This is a genomic window from Rhodoferax sp. SPJ21 (genome assembly GCF_058216335.1).
This window is the reverse complement of record NZ_JBYZMO010000001.1, coordinates 1,360,646-1,374,383: the sequence shown is the minus strand read 5'-3', so window position 1 is coordinate 1,374,383 and position 13,738 is coordinate 1,360,646. Positions and strand designations below refer to the sequence as shown.

Below are 13,738 nucleotides of genomic sequence, written 5' to 3'. Positions count from 1 at the left end.
TATTTAAGGCTGTGCTGGTGGCCTAGGCGGTACCGTCGTCGCCCTGCGGCAGGGGGCGCGTTGCCCAGGTGTCCGAAGCGGTATCGCAGATCGACCAGACCACCCAGCAGAACGCGGCCCTGGTGGAGCAAATGGCGGCTGCCGCCAGCAGCCTCAAGGCCCAGTCGCAGGAGCTGGTAGACACCGTGGCGGTGTTCCGCCTAGGGGCGGAAGACCCCGCTTTGCGCCATGGGCAGCCGCTACTATCGATTTGATAGCTTGTAGTGCAGTATCTGTCTGCGCTAGAGGCTATTTGTATGGGCGCGTTGTTGGTACCCTGGCTTAGCCATCTTTTTGCGTAAGTTTTAGGGTGTGGCGGCGTGGTTAAGCAGGCGCTTGACGAGGGGCGGTGGTATGCTGATTTCAACTCAGCCCAGTCCTTTTGCCGAGAAAACACTGCCCATGTCTATCCCCATGAGTGCCCCTGATTCGGGGCTTTTCCGTGCTGCCGTCGTTGCTTTTGCTGTAGCTGCGTTTTTAGCCGGCTGCGAACGTGATGCGTTGCAGGCGGGGCGAGATTTTCTCAAGAAAGACGACTACCCCGCCGCGGTTATTGAATTTAAAAATGCGGTGCAGGAAAAGCCCGATTCTGTTGAGGCCCGATTGGCGCTTGCGGACGCGCTGGAGCGCACCTATGACTTGGCGGGCACGGAACAGCACCTGCGCAAAGCGTTGGAGGCGGGGGGCGATGCGGATGTGCTCGTGCCGCGTATCGCCCTGCTCATGCTGGACCGCAGCGACGTCGCAAAGATCGTGAATGAATTCAAGGACCGCCACTTGAAATCTCCCGCAGCAGATAGCGACCTACGTGCCGCTGTGGCCGCTGCCTATGTGGCGCAAAAGCAATATGCGTCCGCGGACGAACAGTTGAAAGCTGCCACTGTGGCGACGCCAGCGACCAAACTTTCGCGTGCGCAGTGGTGGTTGGCACAAGACAAGCGGGAGCAAGCCCTGGCGGTCTTGGACGCGTCTTTGTCGTCGTCCAATGCCGATTGGTGGGTCTTGCGCGGCCTGGGGCGTATTTACGAAGCCAATGGGCAGCGCGAGCCCGCTCTGCAGTTGATGGAGCGGGCCTACAAAGCTGCGCCCTGGCACAGGGGGCTGATGGGTGAGTACGGTGAATTCCTGGTCGGCGTTGGGCAGTTGGACGCCGCAATTGCCATCCGTGCACGGTTGAAGAAATTAGCGCCAGGCTATTACTGGACTCATTACCTCGATGCGCTGGTGCTGTCCCGGCAAGGCCGACTAGAAGACAGCCTGGCAGCAGGCCTGAAGGTACTGAGTGTGGCCCCTGAGCATTTGTCGGCGAGCTTGTTGGTGGCGGCTGCAGAGTTGCAGAAGAACGATTTGTTGATGGCTAGCAAGCGGCTGGAAAAAATTGCGCAGCAATACCCCTATTCCTTGCCGATGCTGCAGTTGATGGCGGAGTCGCAAATTCGCCTTGGCAAGCCGGCGGATGCCGCCGATACGATCAAGCGAGGCTTGGTACTAGCGCCGACCAACCCGCGTTTTTTGTCGTTGCAGGCCGAGAGTGAGCTGGCCCGCGGACAGGCAAAGGAAGCGACCGCCACATTGACTAAGCTCAGTGCCAGCGAGCCCGGCAATGGCGCGTACTTGTTGCGGCTGGCCGAACTTAGTCTGGCTGCAGGTAAAAGGAGTGAGGCCAGCAAATATCTGGACCGCACCACAGAGGCAGATAAAGACAATGCCGCTTTGCGTGACCGGGTCATATCTCTTGCTTTGGCCATGGGCGATATTGCGCGTGTGCGTCAATTGGCCGACTACACGATGAAGGCGAGTCCGAAAGACCCGCATGCGCATTTGACGATGGCCGCCGCCCTGGATGCCCAAAAGGACCCGGTGGGCGCCTGGCGCGAGACATCCGTGGCGTTGGATACGCAGCCTGCATTCCAGCCTGCGTTGTCCGCTCTAGGCATGCTGGCGAAAACGCCAGAGCAAAAGGCGGATGTGCTTGCCCGGTATGAAAAAGCCATTCAGGCCAAACCGTCTTCGGCGCAAACTTACCTGGAATATGCGCGCCTCTTGCGCGTGCAGAAAAATGATCCAGCGGCTAGGTTGGCCATTCTGGAAAAAGGCGTTATTGCCTTGCCAGACTCTACCACCCTACGCGAGGCGTTGGTGCAGGAACATATCCGTTCTGGCAAACCCGACACAGCCTTGAGTGTGGCCCAGACTGGCGCGTTCGCCAACAATGCGCCACCAGAGGCGACGGCATTGTTGGCTTCGGTGTATGAGCGTGCAGGAAGCCTGCAGCAGGCAACAGAGGCATACCGCAAGCTATCGGTCAACTATCCGCAGCGGGCCGATTGGCGGTTGAAGTTGGCAGAGCTGGAGATTGTGAGCAACCGCAAGAAGGAGGCCACCACTATTTTGCGCGCCTTGATGACGGAGCGTCCGTTTGATCCCATCCCCTACATCACATTGGCGAAGCTGACCTGGCCTGATAATCTGCAAGAGGCGTTGTCCATTGCGAGGGAGTTGCAAGCACGCAGTGCGCAGAAGTTGACCGGCATGCTTCTGGAGGGCGACTTGCTGGTATTGGCGAACCAGCCAGACCAGGCGATCCAGCAGTTCAGTAAAGCCGTGAAAGCAGGCGGTTCGCCAACCGCTAATTTGCGCATCGTCAATGTATTGGACGGTACCCAAAATGGCGCCAGCGCAGAACAGGAGCTGGCAGATGTGATGCGCAAGTTTCCAGATGATCCGTCTGTCGTCGGGTTTGCAGCGCAACGCGCGCGCGCGCAAGGGCAGCGGGCCAAGGCGGTGGAGCTACTGCAGAAAATGGCCAGCCGCGATCCGCGCAATCCAATTGTGTTGAACGACCTGGCTTGGGCGCAGGTGGAGGCAAAGCAGCCCCAAGCATTGAGCAATGCCCAACGTGCAGCCGACCTGGCTCCGAATAATCCTCAGATCCTGGATACGCTGGGCGTCGCCCAAGCCCAGGCGGGTCAGCACAAGGATGCGGTTGACACCTTGCGTGTCGTCGTCAACATGGTGCCCGAGGTGGCTGCTGCACGGCTGCACCTTGCGCAGGCTTATATAGCGGCAGGTAAGACTAGCGAGGCAAGTAGTTTGATGCAGTCGTTGGATTCTAAAAAGCTGAACCCAACCGAGCAATCCGATTTGGCCCGCATGAAATCCCAGCTAGGGGCTTGATTGCCGTGCCAGAAAGCAAAACAGGTGGCCATGGCCACCTGTTTTGCTTCTACCCTGGCTTGCCCAGGGTACTGGCGTCTTAGGCTGCGGTTGCCGCCCGGCGGCGGCGTGTGGTCACCAGGCCAGCCAAGCCTACGCCGACCAATGCGAGCGAAGCAGGCTCTGGTACGTCGTTCACGGGTGGCGTGATAGCGCCAAAGCCGTCCAGGTACACATAGCCAGTATGGCCCGTGGGTTCGCAGTCAGCTGCCAACACGGACAGCGTGAAAGTGTGGCCAGACAAGGCCGCGTCGATTGGCAGTTGCTCGACTTGCCAGTCGGAGGTGTAGAAGAACCCACCCAGCGTGGAGAAGCGCGTATCCACGCCACCACCGCCAGCTCCGGCGTTGTAGATGCGGCTGATGACATCCAGGTTGGTGGTGTCGTCGTGCAGCGTGATCATCATCAATGCGGACTGGTTTTGGCTATGGCCGCCGTTTTCCAGCACAGCTTTCCATGCGAAGAAGATATTGGCATCGCTGTAGTTGGCCACGGTTTGGCTAATAGCTGACGCGTATCCACCGTTGGTTGTATCTTCTACGCGGTAGGAATAGTTACCGCTGTAGACGGTGGAGCCCAGTGCTGCACCGATGTTGGGGTCTACGGTGCCACTTGCTATGACAGCAGAGTGTTGCGAGCCAGTGTTGTATTGGCTTCCGCCGGGCAGGAAAGTCGCCGGAGTGATCTGCGAGTTGGCAATGGAAGAGCGATCTCCGCTGCTGCCAACGGTCCAGCTCGAGGTATCACCTGCTTCAAATCCGCCGTTGACGAACGACGCGGCAAACGTTGGTGCGGCAAAAATGGTTGCGGCAACGATGCCTAATGCTTTCTTGAAAGTCATATGGGTCCTTTCTTGGGTGAATAAAAATACCGAAATTTGGATCGGTATTTAGCACCAGAAGCATTAATTGCGCCATTTTGGTAAAGTTTCTTAAGTTGTTGATATTAAAGAAGATTTATTGGTTAATTAATTTGTTTGTGTCTGTAACGTAAAGATAGTCGACACTTTTATGGCCCGCTTGGCGGGCAACGTTGGAGGAGATTCTTTGCGGGTCACACGGGGCCCGCATTGCTGCGTGGCATTGCTCGGGCCGAATGGGATAGTCAATGGTGTCGGCCATCGCTGCTGGACGCGAAGCTGCCCTTCACGGAGGTTGGTCAGGCGGTTGCGAGGGTCCCCTCGCCAGCGTGTCCCGCATGCGGCTACTGGTCGTGTTTTGCTGCGCAGCCGCGTGCAGCGCAACGGTGAACTCTAACGTCAGTGCAAACGGCGCTGCGGCCTAAATTGATTCTGATACAGGCCGGCATTTCGCCGCCGGCAAACTCAGGCGCACGCACAGACCTTGGGGCAACACACTCAATGCCTGGGCCGAGCCGCCATGGCGCAGCGCAATCTCTGCCACGATGGACAAGCCCAGGCCGCAGCCACCGGGCACCTCGCTGGCGCGCCAGAAGCGTTCGAACATGCGTGGCAGGTCTTCCTCGGACAGGCCGGGCCCGTTGTCTTCCACCTCGACGATGGCCTGGCCTTCCTGGCTCTGCACCCGCAGTGTCACGGCGGCGCCCCGGCCCGCATAGTGCAGTGCATTGTCGATCAGGTTGCTCAGGGCTTCGCGCAGCAGCAGTTTTTCGCCCTGGGTGATCAGCTTGTCGTCGCCTTCGAAACCCAGGTCGATACCGGCTGCGATGGCGCGTGGCGTCCATTCGCGGGCCACCTCGCGCGCCAGGGCGGCAATGTCCAGCGGCTTCTGCTGGATGTCGGCCTCGGTCCGGGCCAGTGACAGCAGCTGGTGTACCAGGTGGGCGCTGCGCAGTGCGCCGGAGTGCACCTTGGTCAGGCGGTCTTGCAGGGCTTGCGGGTCGCGCTCGGTCAGTGCCAGCTCGGTCTGGCTGATGAGGCCCGCCAGGGGGGTGCGCAACTGGTGGGCCGCGTCGTTAATGAAGCGCTTTTCCTGGCCCAGGCTGCGGCGTACCGCGGCCAACATATGGTTTACGGCCTCGGCCAGGGAGTGCACCTCTTGCGGCGCCTGGGTGAGCTCGATGGGTGACAGGGTAGTGAAGCTGCGCTGCGTGCGGTCGCCTAGCAGGGCTTCGAGCCGGTTCAATGGCTGCAGGCCCCGGCCCACGCCGATGTACACCACAATGCCCAACAGCGCGCCCAGCAGCAGCAGGGGCAGCAGCATGTCGGCCACCAGTTCACGGGCGATGCGCTGCTGCACGGCCAGGCTTTTGGCCACCTGCACACGCAGGCGCTGGGGGGCATCGGCCTCGCCGTAGTTGACTTCCAGCAGGGCCACGCGCACCGGTTTTTTGTCCAGCAGGGCTTCGTAGATCAGCGGCTCGCCTGGTTCCACCCGTACGTCCAGCAGCGGGTCGGGCAGCATGCTGTTGCCCAGCACAAACTGGCCCGGTGGCGACGACACCATATAGCTAACCCGGTCGGTCGGGTCCTGTTCAATGATGTCGCGCGCGGCACGCGGGAAGTCCACCAGCAGGCCCGACCCCATGGGCTTGACCTGGCGCGCCAGCGAGCGCACCGATTGGGTGAGCGACTGGTCTATGCCCTTTTCGGCGTAGTTCAGCGCAATGCGGTAGGCCAGCAGCCCGCCCACCAGCCACAGCACCAGCTGGGGCAGCAGCAGCCACAGCAGCAGCTGGCGTTTCAGCGATAGGCCAGGCGCTTTGTCTTTTTGCAGACCCTGGGGCAAACCCAGCAGGCTCATGGAGTTGTGGTTTCCAGCATATAGCCCAGGCCGCGTACGTTACGTATGTTCAGGCCCGAATCTGCCAGCTTGCGGCGCAGGCGGTGCACATACACCTCCAGCGCATTGGAGCCGGTGTTGGTACTGTCGTTGGGGTCGGACTGCCACACGGCCAGCACATCTTCGCGGCCCACCACCTGGCCGGCATTGGCCACCAGTAGCGACAGTAGCGACCATTCGCGCTGGGTCAGCTCCAGGGGTTCGTCGTCCAGCCAGGCCAGGGGCTGGGTGGCGTCCAGGCGCAGGCGCCCGGTGGGCATCTCCAGCGAGCCGCCGAATGCCGGTAGGCGTGAGCGCCGCAGCATGGCGCCCAGGCGTGCTTCCAGCTCGGCCATGCTGAAGGGCTTGGTCAGGTAGTCGTCGGCGCCGGCGTTCAGGCCCTCGACCCGGTCTTCCACGCCATCTCGGGCGGTCAGTATTAGCACCGGCAGGGCTAGCTGGCGTTGCCGTATCCAGCGCAGCAGGTGCATGCCGTCCATGACCGGCAAGCCCAGGTCCAGCACCACGCCGTCAAAGCGGGAGGTCTCCAGCAGAGTTTGTCCGAGGGCGCCGTTGGCAGCCGTGGCCACCTGGTGGCCGGCCTGCCCCAATTGGGCAGCCAGGCCGTCACGCAGCAATTCGTCGTCTTCCACAATCAATAAATGGGCCATGTGCCGAGCATAAATGAATGTGGCAAGAATTCCCCCAAGGCTTGCCCGTGGCATTCACTGGCCGGCCACGCCTCTTGGCCCACGCGTTTACCATCGCCCGCAAGGAGCGAAACCATGAAATTTGAAGCGGTGTTGTTTGACTGTGATGGGGTGTTGGTGGATTCCGAGCCGCTGACCAATGGCGTGCTGCGTGACATGCTGGCGGCCCAGGGTTGGGAGATGACGACGGCAGAGTGCATGCGCTTCTTTGTAGGCAAGGCAGTGATGGACGAGGTTGCCGCGATCGAAGCCCGCACCGGCCGCCCCGTGACCGATGCCTGGATGGCGGAGTTCCGCACCCGGCGCAACCAGACTCTGCAAGACCAGCTGGAGGCCGTGCCCCATATCCACTCGGCGGTACACGCCATCCACACGGGTTATGCCGGCCGCATCGCCTGCGCGTCCGGGGCGGACCGCATCAAGGTTGAATTGCAGCTGCGCAAGGTCGGGTTGATTGAATACTTCGAAGGTCGGGTCTTCAGCGGCCATGAAATGCCCCGGTCCAAGCCCTGGCCCGATGTCTACCTGGCAGCGGCAGCTGCCCTGCAAGCCAGGCCCGGGCGCTGCGCGGTGGTGGAGGACACGGTGACCGGCGTGCGCGCGGGTGTGGCGGCAGGGGCCACGGTGTTCGGCTATGCGCCGGACACCTCTGGCCATGTGGATGCCCAGGCCTTGCGCGAGGCCGGGGCTGCAGTCACTTTCACGGGCATGGACCAGCTGGCGGAGCTGCTGGTTTAGGGGTAGCCAGCAGACCCGGATTGCTGGTTGCCGGACGGGTCTGGTTTTTACGGATGCTTTTTAATCGACAGACATCTGGAAGCTGCTGACATGCGGAACCGACTGAAATGCAATGCCCATGCCGCGAATGCCTAGGCTGGTGCGCTCTCGAATAGTGACGGTGCGACCATCAAATTGCGAAACCGTTGTGCCTGCCGCCCGGATGTTGAAGCCGGGTCTGGGGCTGTTCAGGGTCACGGTGTCGTTGTAGTCCGCTGCGCCCGATAACGTGGTTTGGGTCCGCGTCACGGTGCCCGCTGTGGCATCAATGGCGGCCACTGAGGCACCGTTCGGGAATATATCCAAGGTGCCCGCCAGCAATTGGTTGTTAACTCGTACGCTGGCGCCGCCGGTGAGCAGGTCTCCAACTGTGGGGAGATTCAGGGTGCGTTGTTTGGTCCAGATATGAATGCTGCCGCCGCCGCCCAGCGTCAGCAGCATAAGATCTCCGCTGCCAGCGCGGTAGGCAAAAGCGCGTTCACTCCACGTGTTGGTTCCAGAGCCAATCCAGTCAAAACCACCCGTGCTGTTGCTGACGAGGTTGATTGTTGTGTTGGATGCGGTGCACGTGTCATTGAGTCTGGCGCCGACGCACTCATTGAGATTGGTGAAAACACCATCGCTGCTGATGTCGGCGGTAATGGTCTCCGCTACATAGGCAGTGCCTGCATTGTTTTTCTGAAAGCCCAGTGCGTTCCAGCTGCCGGCAAGTGCGGACACTGGGATGGTTTGCTTTGGTATCGCGATGGTCAGGCCCTTTACCGGCTGGTCTGAGTTGACGCCCATGATGATGCCGGACTTTGCCACCAGATAGGTGTCGCCGCCAGAGGTGTATGTACAGTCGTCGGCGGCGGTAAAAGTGGTGGTGCTGCTGTCGCTTTCTGTCCATACGAGGGTGCTGGCGTTAAGCGTGCTGGTGCTTATTTGGTCGCTTAGCGTGGAATCTTTTTGCGGCTGTACCACTACGAATTCACCACTGCGCAAAGCAGTGCAGTTGGCGGCGGCGGGTTTTAGTAGTTGGCTTGCGGGCAGGCTGGGTGCGTGGGTGTTGGTCGCCGCTGGTGCCGCAGGCGATGTTGTGATGATCGAATTGGTCAACGCCGTCAAGTCAGTTCCGCCGGCCGTCAACATCGTCTTTACTGCGTCCAGTATTCCGTCGTAGCCGGAATGGCTACCAGCTGCCAAGTTACCGCCGACCAGGTCGACCAGGCTGGAGACATCCAAGCCCGCGTTGCTCAGTGTGGCTAATACGGCGGCTTGTGCTGCGCTGACGTTGCTCGCCGTCACTGTACTGGCAGTGCTTGCATCGAAGGCGGTAAAAAAGCTTGACAAGTTGGTGCCAGCCAAGCTTGCGAGCAGCAGGTGTGTCAGCGGCGTGATGTTGGCGGTTTGTGTTGTACCGGCGCTGGTGCCGCCTACGGAATAGAGCACCGTGCCGTCGGTTCCGGTGGCGCGAAAAAGGCATGGCAGCGTAATGTTATTTATGCCAATGCTGTAACTGCCTGTGCCGTTTGTGGTGCCGGTGGCCGTGCCGCCGGCGCACACGATTTTGACTTCTGCGCCGGCCATGGCCGCGCCGGTGGCCGCGACGCCAGTGAAAGTGGTGGTGTTCGATGTGACTAAAGGTGTCGCATCGTCCCCCCCGCAGCCACTCAGTGCCAGTAGTGAGGTGACTGCAGCCAGTGCCCAAGGTGTATTTGACGGCTTCATCGTGAGTCCTTCGTGGTTGTATACATAGATTTGTAAAGATATTTAATGTCGACCACGGCACGGCGGGTCACAATAGTGCAATTGCACTAGCTAGGTGGTGTTGCCGATGTACGACTACCGAACCCAGCCTACGGACCTCAACACCCTGTTGCTACGGCTCTACCGCTTGTCGCAGGAGTTGCCCATCCAACTCTTCCAGGATGCAGCGCTATCCCAGATCAAGCAGGTTCTGCCGTTTGACTCGTCCATGTGGGGAACGGCTACGACCACGTCTGTGGGCATAGACATCCATACCGTGCATTTGCATGAAAAGGCTCCCGAGATGCTGCAGGCCTATGAGCCGCTGAAGCACTTGGACAGCGCGGCCGCCACCGTATTTGGTAAGCCCCACGTTGCTCGTACCTTCCATGCAGAAAGCTGGTTCAGCGCGCCGGAGACCCGCGAAATGCGTGAGTTCCTGCGCCGCTTTGGCCACGAGAACGTCTTTATTGCGGCCGATAGCAACCCCCATACCCGCTTTGTGCACTGGATCAGCCTGTACCGTGCGGACAAAGACGCGCATTGCACCGAGGACGAGCGCCAGCGCTTGGGGCAGCTCGCCCCCCATGTGATGCAGGCCTTGGCGTTGAACCGTGTTATGCACCTGGATCACCTGGACGCGGCGGACAAGGCTTTGTCGCCCTATGGCGCGGCCATCGCGGATGCGCGGGGTGTGCTCTACCACTCCGACCCACAGTTCCAGCAACTGGCGCAAATGGAGTGGAATGCGTGGCGCGGGCCCCATTTGCCCGCCGACTTGCTGGCTGCCCTGTTGTCTGGCGTGGGGCGATTTGTCGGGCGCGGCATCGTCGTGCGCCAATATATGGAGCATGGGCTACTGTTTTTGAAAGCCCGTGCGCGTTGCCTGGCCGATCTGCTCACCGAGCGTGAATGGACGATTGCCCGCCTGATCGCCAAGGGCGAGAGCCACAAAGAGATCGCTCGGGCTTTGGGCCGCTCGCCGGCCACGGTGCGCAACCAGATCCAGTCGATTTACGACAAGCTGCAGGTCAGCAGCATCGCACTATTGATCGAGGCCCTGCGCCGCGCCGAGTAGCGGTCCGGTGCGGTGCGGTGAGGTTGTATTGATAAAATTTAACAATCAATTATTGTTTATCAATTGGTTTGTTTGATGGGTTGGCCGTAAGATTGCTCCTGTTCGCACTACCAACCTACTGGAGCCCACGATGACTACAACGACGACCCAACGCCCCGAAATCAAAACCATGGCCAACCTGGAAGCCGCCTTCGCCGGTGAATCCATGGCCCATATCAAGTACCGTTACTTCGCCAAGCTGTCGCGCGAAGCCGGTGACGAGGCCACGGCCCGCGCCTTTGAAGCCACGGCCGACCAGGAAGTGATGCACGCCTTCGGCCACCTGGACCTGCTTTACCCCAAGGCCAGCATGACGCCCGCCAAGGCTTTGCAGATAGCTATCGACGGTGAAACCTATGAGTACAGTGAGATGTACCCCGGCTTCCGCGCCACTGCCGAAGCCGAGGGCAACGCCGCCGCCGTAGCCGAGATGGACGAGCAGATCGAAGAGTCCAAGGTCCATGCCGCCCAGTTCAAGGCCACGCTGGAAAAGGCCCAGAAGCGCTTTGCCGCGCTGGCCAAGGTCGAAGAGCGCCATGCCAACCACTACAAGGCGCAGCTGGCCACGTTGACGGCATAATTGCTGCAATTTTCATAGCTACTGGCGCATGTTTTACATGCGCCAGGGGCATTTTTTATATAAAACCGAGAACCTCACCATGAAAACCTATATCTGTATCGTTTGCGGCTTCATCTACGACGAGTCCACCGGCCGCCCCGAAGACGGCATTGCCCCTGGCACCCTGTGGGCCGATGTGCCCGCCAGCTGGGAATGCCCGGAATGCGGTGTGGCCAAGGCCGACTTTGAGCCGGTAGAGATTTAAGTACTTACAGCGGCGGCCCAGCTTCCGCAAGCGAAAATGGCTGCTGGTGGTGCTTACCCCTGCAGCCATTTTTTATTCCCCCGCTCGGCGCCGTGCGTTCCGCCGGCAGTCGCGGCAGCAAGCCTTTTCCATATCCAACACCTATGTCCCATCCCGTTTTGATCATTGGCGCCGGCCTGGCCGGCTGGCAAACTGCGCGCGAGTTCCGCAAGCTCGACACCACCACGCCCATCACCCTGGTGACGGCCAATGCCGGTGACTTTTATGCCAAGCCCACGCTCTCCAATGCCTTTGGCCAGAAGCGCGGCCCGGCGCAGCTGGTGACCACGCCCGCCGCCACCATCGCCCAGACGCTGAACGTCACGCTGCTGCCGCACACCCAGGTCACGGCTATCGACACAGCCACGCAGACGCTGCACACCAGCGCCGGCCCCTTGCCCTACCGTGACCTGGTGCTGGCCACCGGCGCCCAGCCCATCCGCGTGCCGCTGCAGGGCGACGCGGCGGATGGCGTGCTGTCGGTCAACTCGCTGGACGACTTTGCCGTGTTCCACCAGCGCCTGACCGCGCTGGGCGAGGATGCGTCCCAGGTACGCGTGGCCATCATGGGTGCGGGCCTGATCGGCTGCGAGTTTGCCAACGACCTGGCCGGCGCGGGCTACCGGGTCACGGTGATCGACCCGTCCGACCGTCCCCTGGCCGCCTTGCTGCCGCCCACGGCCAGCACGCAGCTGCAGGCTGCGCTGTCTGAGCTGGCGGTGCAGTGGCAACTGGGCGCCACGGTACAGAGCGTGAATACCGCTACCGATGGACTCAGTCTGGGCCTATCGAATGGCCAGACGCTTAGCGCGGACATCGTGCTCAGCGCCGTCGGCCTGCGTGCCGACACGGCGCTGGCTCAGGCCAGCGGTATTGCGGTGGAGCGCGGCATTCTGGTGGACAAGCAGCTGCGCACCAGTGCCGCCCATGTATGGGCCCTGGGCGACGCCGCCCAGTACGCCAGCGCCGCCAGCCCTGGCGCGCCCACCGGCCGCACCTTGCCCTATGTGATGCCCATCATGGCCGCAGCCAAGGCCCTGGCCGCTAACCTCCATGGCACCGACACCGTGTTGGCATTCCAGGCCATGCCGGTGGCCATCAAAACCCCAGCCCTGCCCATCGTGGCGCACCCGCCCGCACCCGGCCAGCTGGGCCAGTGGGTCGAGCAAGTGCTGGGCGAATGGTGGTTCGCCTCAGCCGATGCGGCGGACACGCACTACGGCTTTGTGCTCACCGGCAGCCACACCAGCAAGCGCATGGCGTTGGTGAAGCAAATGGCGGCTGCGGCCTGAAGCTAGGGTTTGTAATGAAATAGGCTGCTAGTGCAGAAGATACCTGCGCTAGTAGCTCCTGAAAGCATAGCAATTGCGCAGATTGCCAGCGCTGCGCCCAGGCGTGCTGCTGGCCAGTGGGATACTCGCTCCCCAGAATATCTGGAGACACCATGGACATTGTGAGAAACATCCCGCGCTGGCTGTGCGCGCTGGGGCTGGCGGCGCTGGCCGTGCCTGCGTTTGCCATCGACGTGACCGCCGGACCGCCCGCGCAGCCGGTGGCCGACAAACAGCTCAGCATAGGCCCCCGCACCTTGCAACTGCCCGACGGCAACTGGACCTACGTAGCCCAGGCCCAGTGGAGCGTGAAACGCGGCCCGCCGCCCCGGCTGGCGGTGTTTGCCGCCTATGCGCTGGATGTGCAGGCCGGCCGTATGCGTGCCGGTGTGGTGCTGGAGATGCCGGCCCGCAGCGTGGCCGGTGCCGACTGGGATGCCGAGACCTGCAAGCTGCGCAACCCCTTGTTCAGCGACAGCTTTGGTAGCAACTGGAAGGAATCGGAATGCCTGCAGGTGTTCCAGCGGTCCGGCCATTTGCTGGGCACGCAGGGAGAGTTCTACATCCAGGCACAGCAATGGCTGCAGGCGCAGTCCATCGCGCCGCCCGGCGCCGCCTACGAAGTGGTCTACACCAAGTACGGACGCAATGATTACGGCCGGGTGCGGGTGTTCGTGCCCGCCCAGGCGGTGGAGAGCGACGAAGAAATGATTGCCTGGGCCAAGCAGCTGCCCGACCTGCTGCGCGGCTTCATGGAAAAGCGCAGCACCGAGGTCAAGCTACCGCCCATCCCGGCGCGTGCCGTGGCGGCCGAGCCGTCCCAAGCCATTGCCCCGGTGCCCGCCGCGTCTGCCGATGACAGCCGGGTCGTCGTGCCCTACCGCGCTTCCGGCTATGCCAAGCTGGACGATCTGGACGCCTTGCCCTACAACGCCGAGCACGTGCGCAAGGCCTACCGTGACTGGCTAACCCAACCCCTGCCGCGCGCGTTCGTCTTGTCCAGCCAGAAGGTGATTTACAGCGTGGGCCGCGACCCCGACGACGCCTCCGAGCCGCACGACCCGGCCGAGCGCGCCCTGGCCCGCTGCCGCCGCGCCAGCCAGACGCCGTGCCAGCTGTACGCCGTGGACAACGTGGTGGTGTGGGTCCCGCCGGCGAAAGCCCCCTGAACCTCGGCCTGGCCGGTCCGCATACACAATAGGTCTTTAAGACAAGA

General features: G+C 61.6%; 11 protein-coding genes and 1 pseudogene. 8 read left to right on the top strand and 4 right to left on the bottom strand.

Annotated elements, in window-relative coordinates; all coding sequences use genetic code 11:
* Positions 1-59: 59 nt before the first annotated feature.
* Both AC4BBN_RS06250 and prsT read left to right on the top strand, forming a co-directional pair.
* Positions 60-254: pseudogene (locus tag AC4BBN_RS06250) on the top strand (methyl-accepting chemotaxis protein); the annotation flags it as partial.
* A 97-nt stretch (positions 255-351) separates the two neighbouring features.
* Complete coding sequence (gene prsT / locus AC4BBN_RS06245; RefSeq protein WP_490591084.1) at positions 352-3,216, top strand: XrtA/PEP-CTERM system TPR-repeat protein PrsT; 2,865 nt, start codon at positions 352-354, stop codon at positions 3,214-3,216.
* 79 nt (positions 3,217-3,295) lie between these two features.
* Here the strand turns inward: prsT and AC4BBN_RS06240 are convergent, their stop codons facing one another.
* From AC4BBN_RS06240 to AC4BBN_RS06230, 3 genes are all read right to left on the bottom strand, one after another.
* Positions 3,296-4,096 carry a PEP-CTERM sorting domain-containing protein gene (locus AC4BBN_RS06240; protein WP_490591083.1) on the bottom strand — a complete coding sequence of 267 codons (801 nt, stop codon included), beginning with the start codon at positions 4,094-4,096 and terminating at the stop codon, positions 3,296-3,298.
* 439 nt (positions 4,097-4,535) lie between these two features.
* Positions 4,536-5,978, bottom strand: coding sequence for a sensor histidine kinase (locus AC4BBN_RS06235; RefSeq protein WP_490591082.1), 1,443 nt, complete (start codon positions 5,976-5,978; stop codon positions 4,536-4,538).
* Positions 5,975-6,667 carry a response regulator gene (locus AC4BBN_RS06230; RefSeq protein ID WP_490591081.1) on the bottom strand — a complete coding sequence of 231 codons (693 nt, stop codon included), beginning with the start codon at positions 6,665-6,667 and terminating at the stop codon, positions 5,975-5,977. Before AC4BBN_RS06230 ends, AC4BBN_RS06235 begins: the two co-directional genes overlap by 4 nt.
* 114 nt (positions 6,668-6,781) lie before the next feature.
* Here AC4BBN_RS06230 and AC4BBN_RS06225 point away from each other — a divergent pair, with 114 nt between their 5' ends.
* Positions 6,782-7,444, top strand: coding sequence for an HAD family hydrolase (locus AC4BBN_RS06225; RefSeq protein WP_490591080.1), 663 nt, complete (start codon positions 6,782-6,784; stop codon positions 7,442-7,444).
* Between the two features lie 60 nt (positions 7,445-7,504).
* On the opposite strand, the gene AC4BBN_RS06220 is transcribed toward AC4BBN_RS06225, so the two are convergent.
* Positions 7,505-9,193, bottom strand: a complete 1,689-nt coding sequence (locus AC4BBN_RS06220; RefSeq protein ID WP_490591079.1) for an autotransporter outer membrane beta-barrel domain-containing protein — start codon at positions 9,191-9,193, stop codon at positions 7,505-7,507.
* A gap of 106 nt (positions 9,194-9,299) precedes the next feature.
* Between AC4BBN_RS06220 and AC4BBN_RS06215 the strand changes: the two genes are divergently transcribed.
* From AC4BBN_RS06215 to AC4BBN_RS06195, 5 genes are all read left to right on the top strand, one after another.
* On the top strand, positions 9,300-10,289 hold the full coding sequence (locus AC4BBN_RS06215; RefSeq protein ID WP_490591078.1) for a helix-turn-helix transcriptional regulator: 990 nt from the start codon (positions 9,300-9,302) through the stop codon (positions 10,287-10,289).
* Positions 10,290-10,419: 130 nt separating this feature from the next.
* Positions 10,420-10,908: a rubrerythrin family protein gene (locus tag AC4BBN_RS06210; protein ID WP_490591077.1), complete on the top strand. Its 489-nt coding sequence runs from the start codon at positions 10,420-10,422 to the stop codon at positions 10,906-10,908.
* Between the two features lie 79 nt (positions 10,909-10,987).
* Positions 10,988-11,152: a rubredoxin gene (locus AC4BBN_RS06205; protein WP_490591076.1), complete on the top strand. Its 165-nt coding sequence runs from the start codon at positions 10,988-10,990 to the stop codon at positions 11,150-11,152.
* 143 nt (positions 11,153-11,295) lie between these two features.
* Positions 11,296-12,483 carry an FAD-dependent oxidoreductase gene (locus AC4BBN_RS06200; protein ID WP_490591075.1) on the top strand — a complete coding sequence of 396 codons (1,188 nt, stop codon included), beginning with the start codon at positions 11,296-11,298 and terminating at the stop codon, positions 12,481-12,483.
* Between the two features lie 152 nt (positions 12,484-12,635).
* A complete protein-coding gene (locus AC4BBN_RS06195; RefSeq protein WP_490591074.1) occupies positions 12,636-13,691 on the top strand; it encodes a hypothetical protein in 1,056 nt (351 codons plus the stop codon).
* The last annotated feature ends 47 nt before the right edge of the window (positions 13,692-13,738 follow it).

What these genes read in the sequence shown, in the direction of transcription:
- AC4BBN_RS06240 (WP_490591083.1), bottom strand. Translation starts at nt 4,096, where the DNA reads ATGACTTTCAAGAAAGCATTAGGCATCGTTGCCGCAACCATTTTTGCC.
- AC4BBN_RS06235 (WP_490591082.1), bottom strand. Translation starts at nt 5,978, where the DNA reads ATGAGCCTGCTGGGTTTGCCCCAGGGTCTGCAAAAAGACAAAGCGCCT.
- AC4BBN_RS06230 (WP_490591081.1), bottom strand. Translation starts at nt 6,667, where the DNA reads ATGGCCCATTTATTGATTGTGGAAGACGACGAATTGCTGCGTGACGGC.
- AC4BBN_RS06225 (WP_490591080.1), top strand. Translation starts at nt 6,782, where the DNA reads ATGAAATTTGAAGCGGTGTTGTTTGACTGTGATGGGGTGTTGGTGGAT.
- AC4BBN_RS06220 (WP_490591079.1), bottom strand. Translation starts at nt 9,193, where the DNA reads ATGAAGCCGTCAAATACACCTTGGGCACTGGCTGCAGTCACCTCACTA.
- AC4BBN_RS06215 (WP_490591078.1), top strand. Translation starts at nt 9,300, where the DNA reads ATGTACGACTACCGAACCCAGCCTACGGACCTCAACACCCTGTTGCTA.
- AC4BBN_RS06210 (WP_490591077.1), top strand. Translation starts at nt 10,420, where the DNA reads ATGACTACAACGACGACCCAACGCCCCGAAATCAAAACCATGGCCAAC.
- AC4BBN_RS06205 (WP_490591076.1), top strand. Translation starts at nt 10,988, where the DNA reads ATGAAAACCTATATCTGTATCGTTTGCGGCTTCATCTACGACGAGTCC.
- AC4BBN_RS06200 (WP_490591075.1), top strand. Translation starts at nt 11,296, where the DNA reads ATGTCCCATCCCGTTTTGATCATTGGCGCCGGCCTGGCCGGCTGGCAA.
- AC4BBN_RS06195 (WP_490591074.1), top strand. Translation starts at nt 12,636, where the DNA reads ATGGACATTGTGAGAAACATCCCGCGCTGGCTGTGCGCGCTGGGGCTG.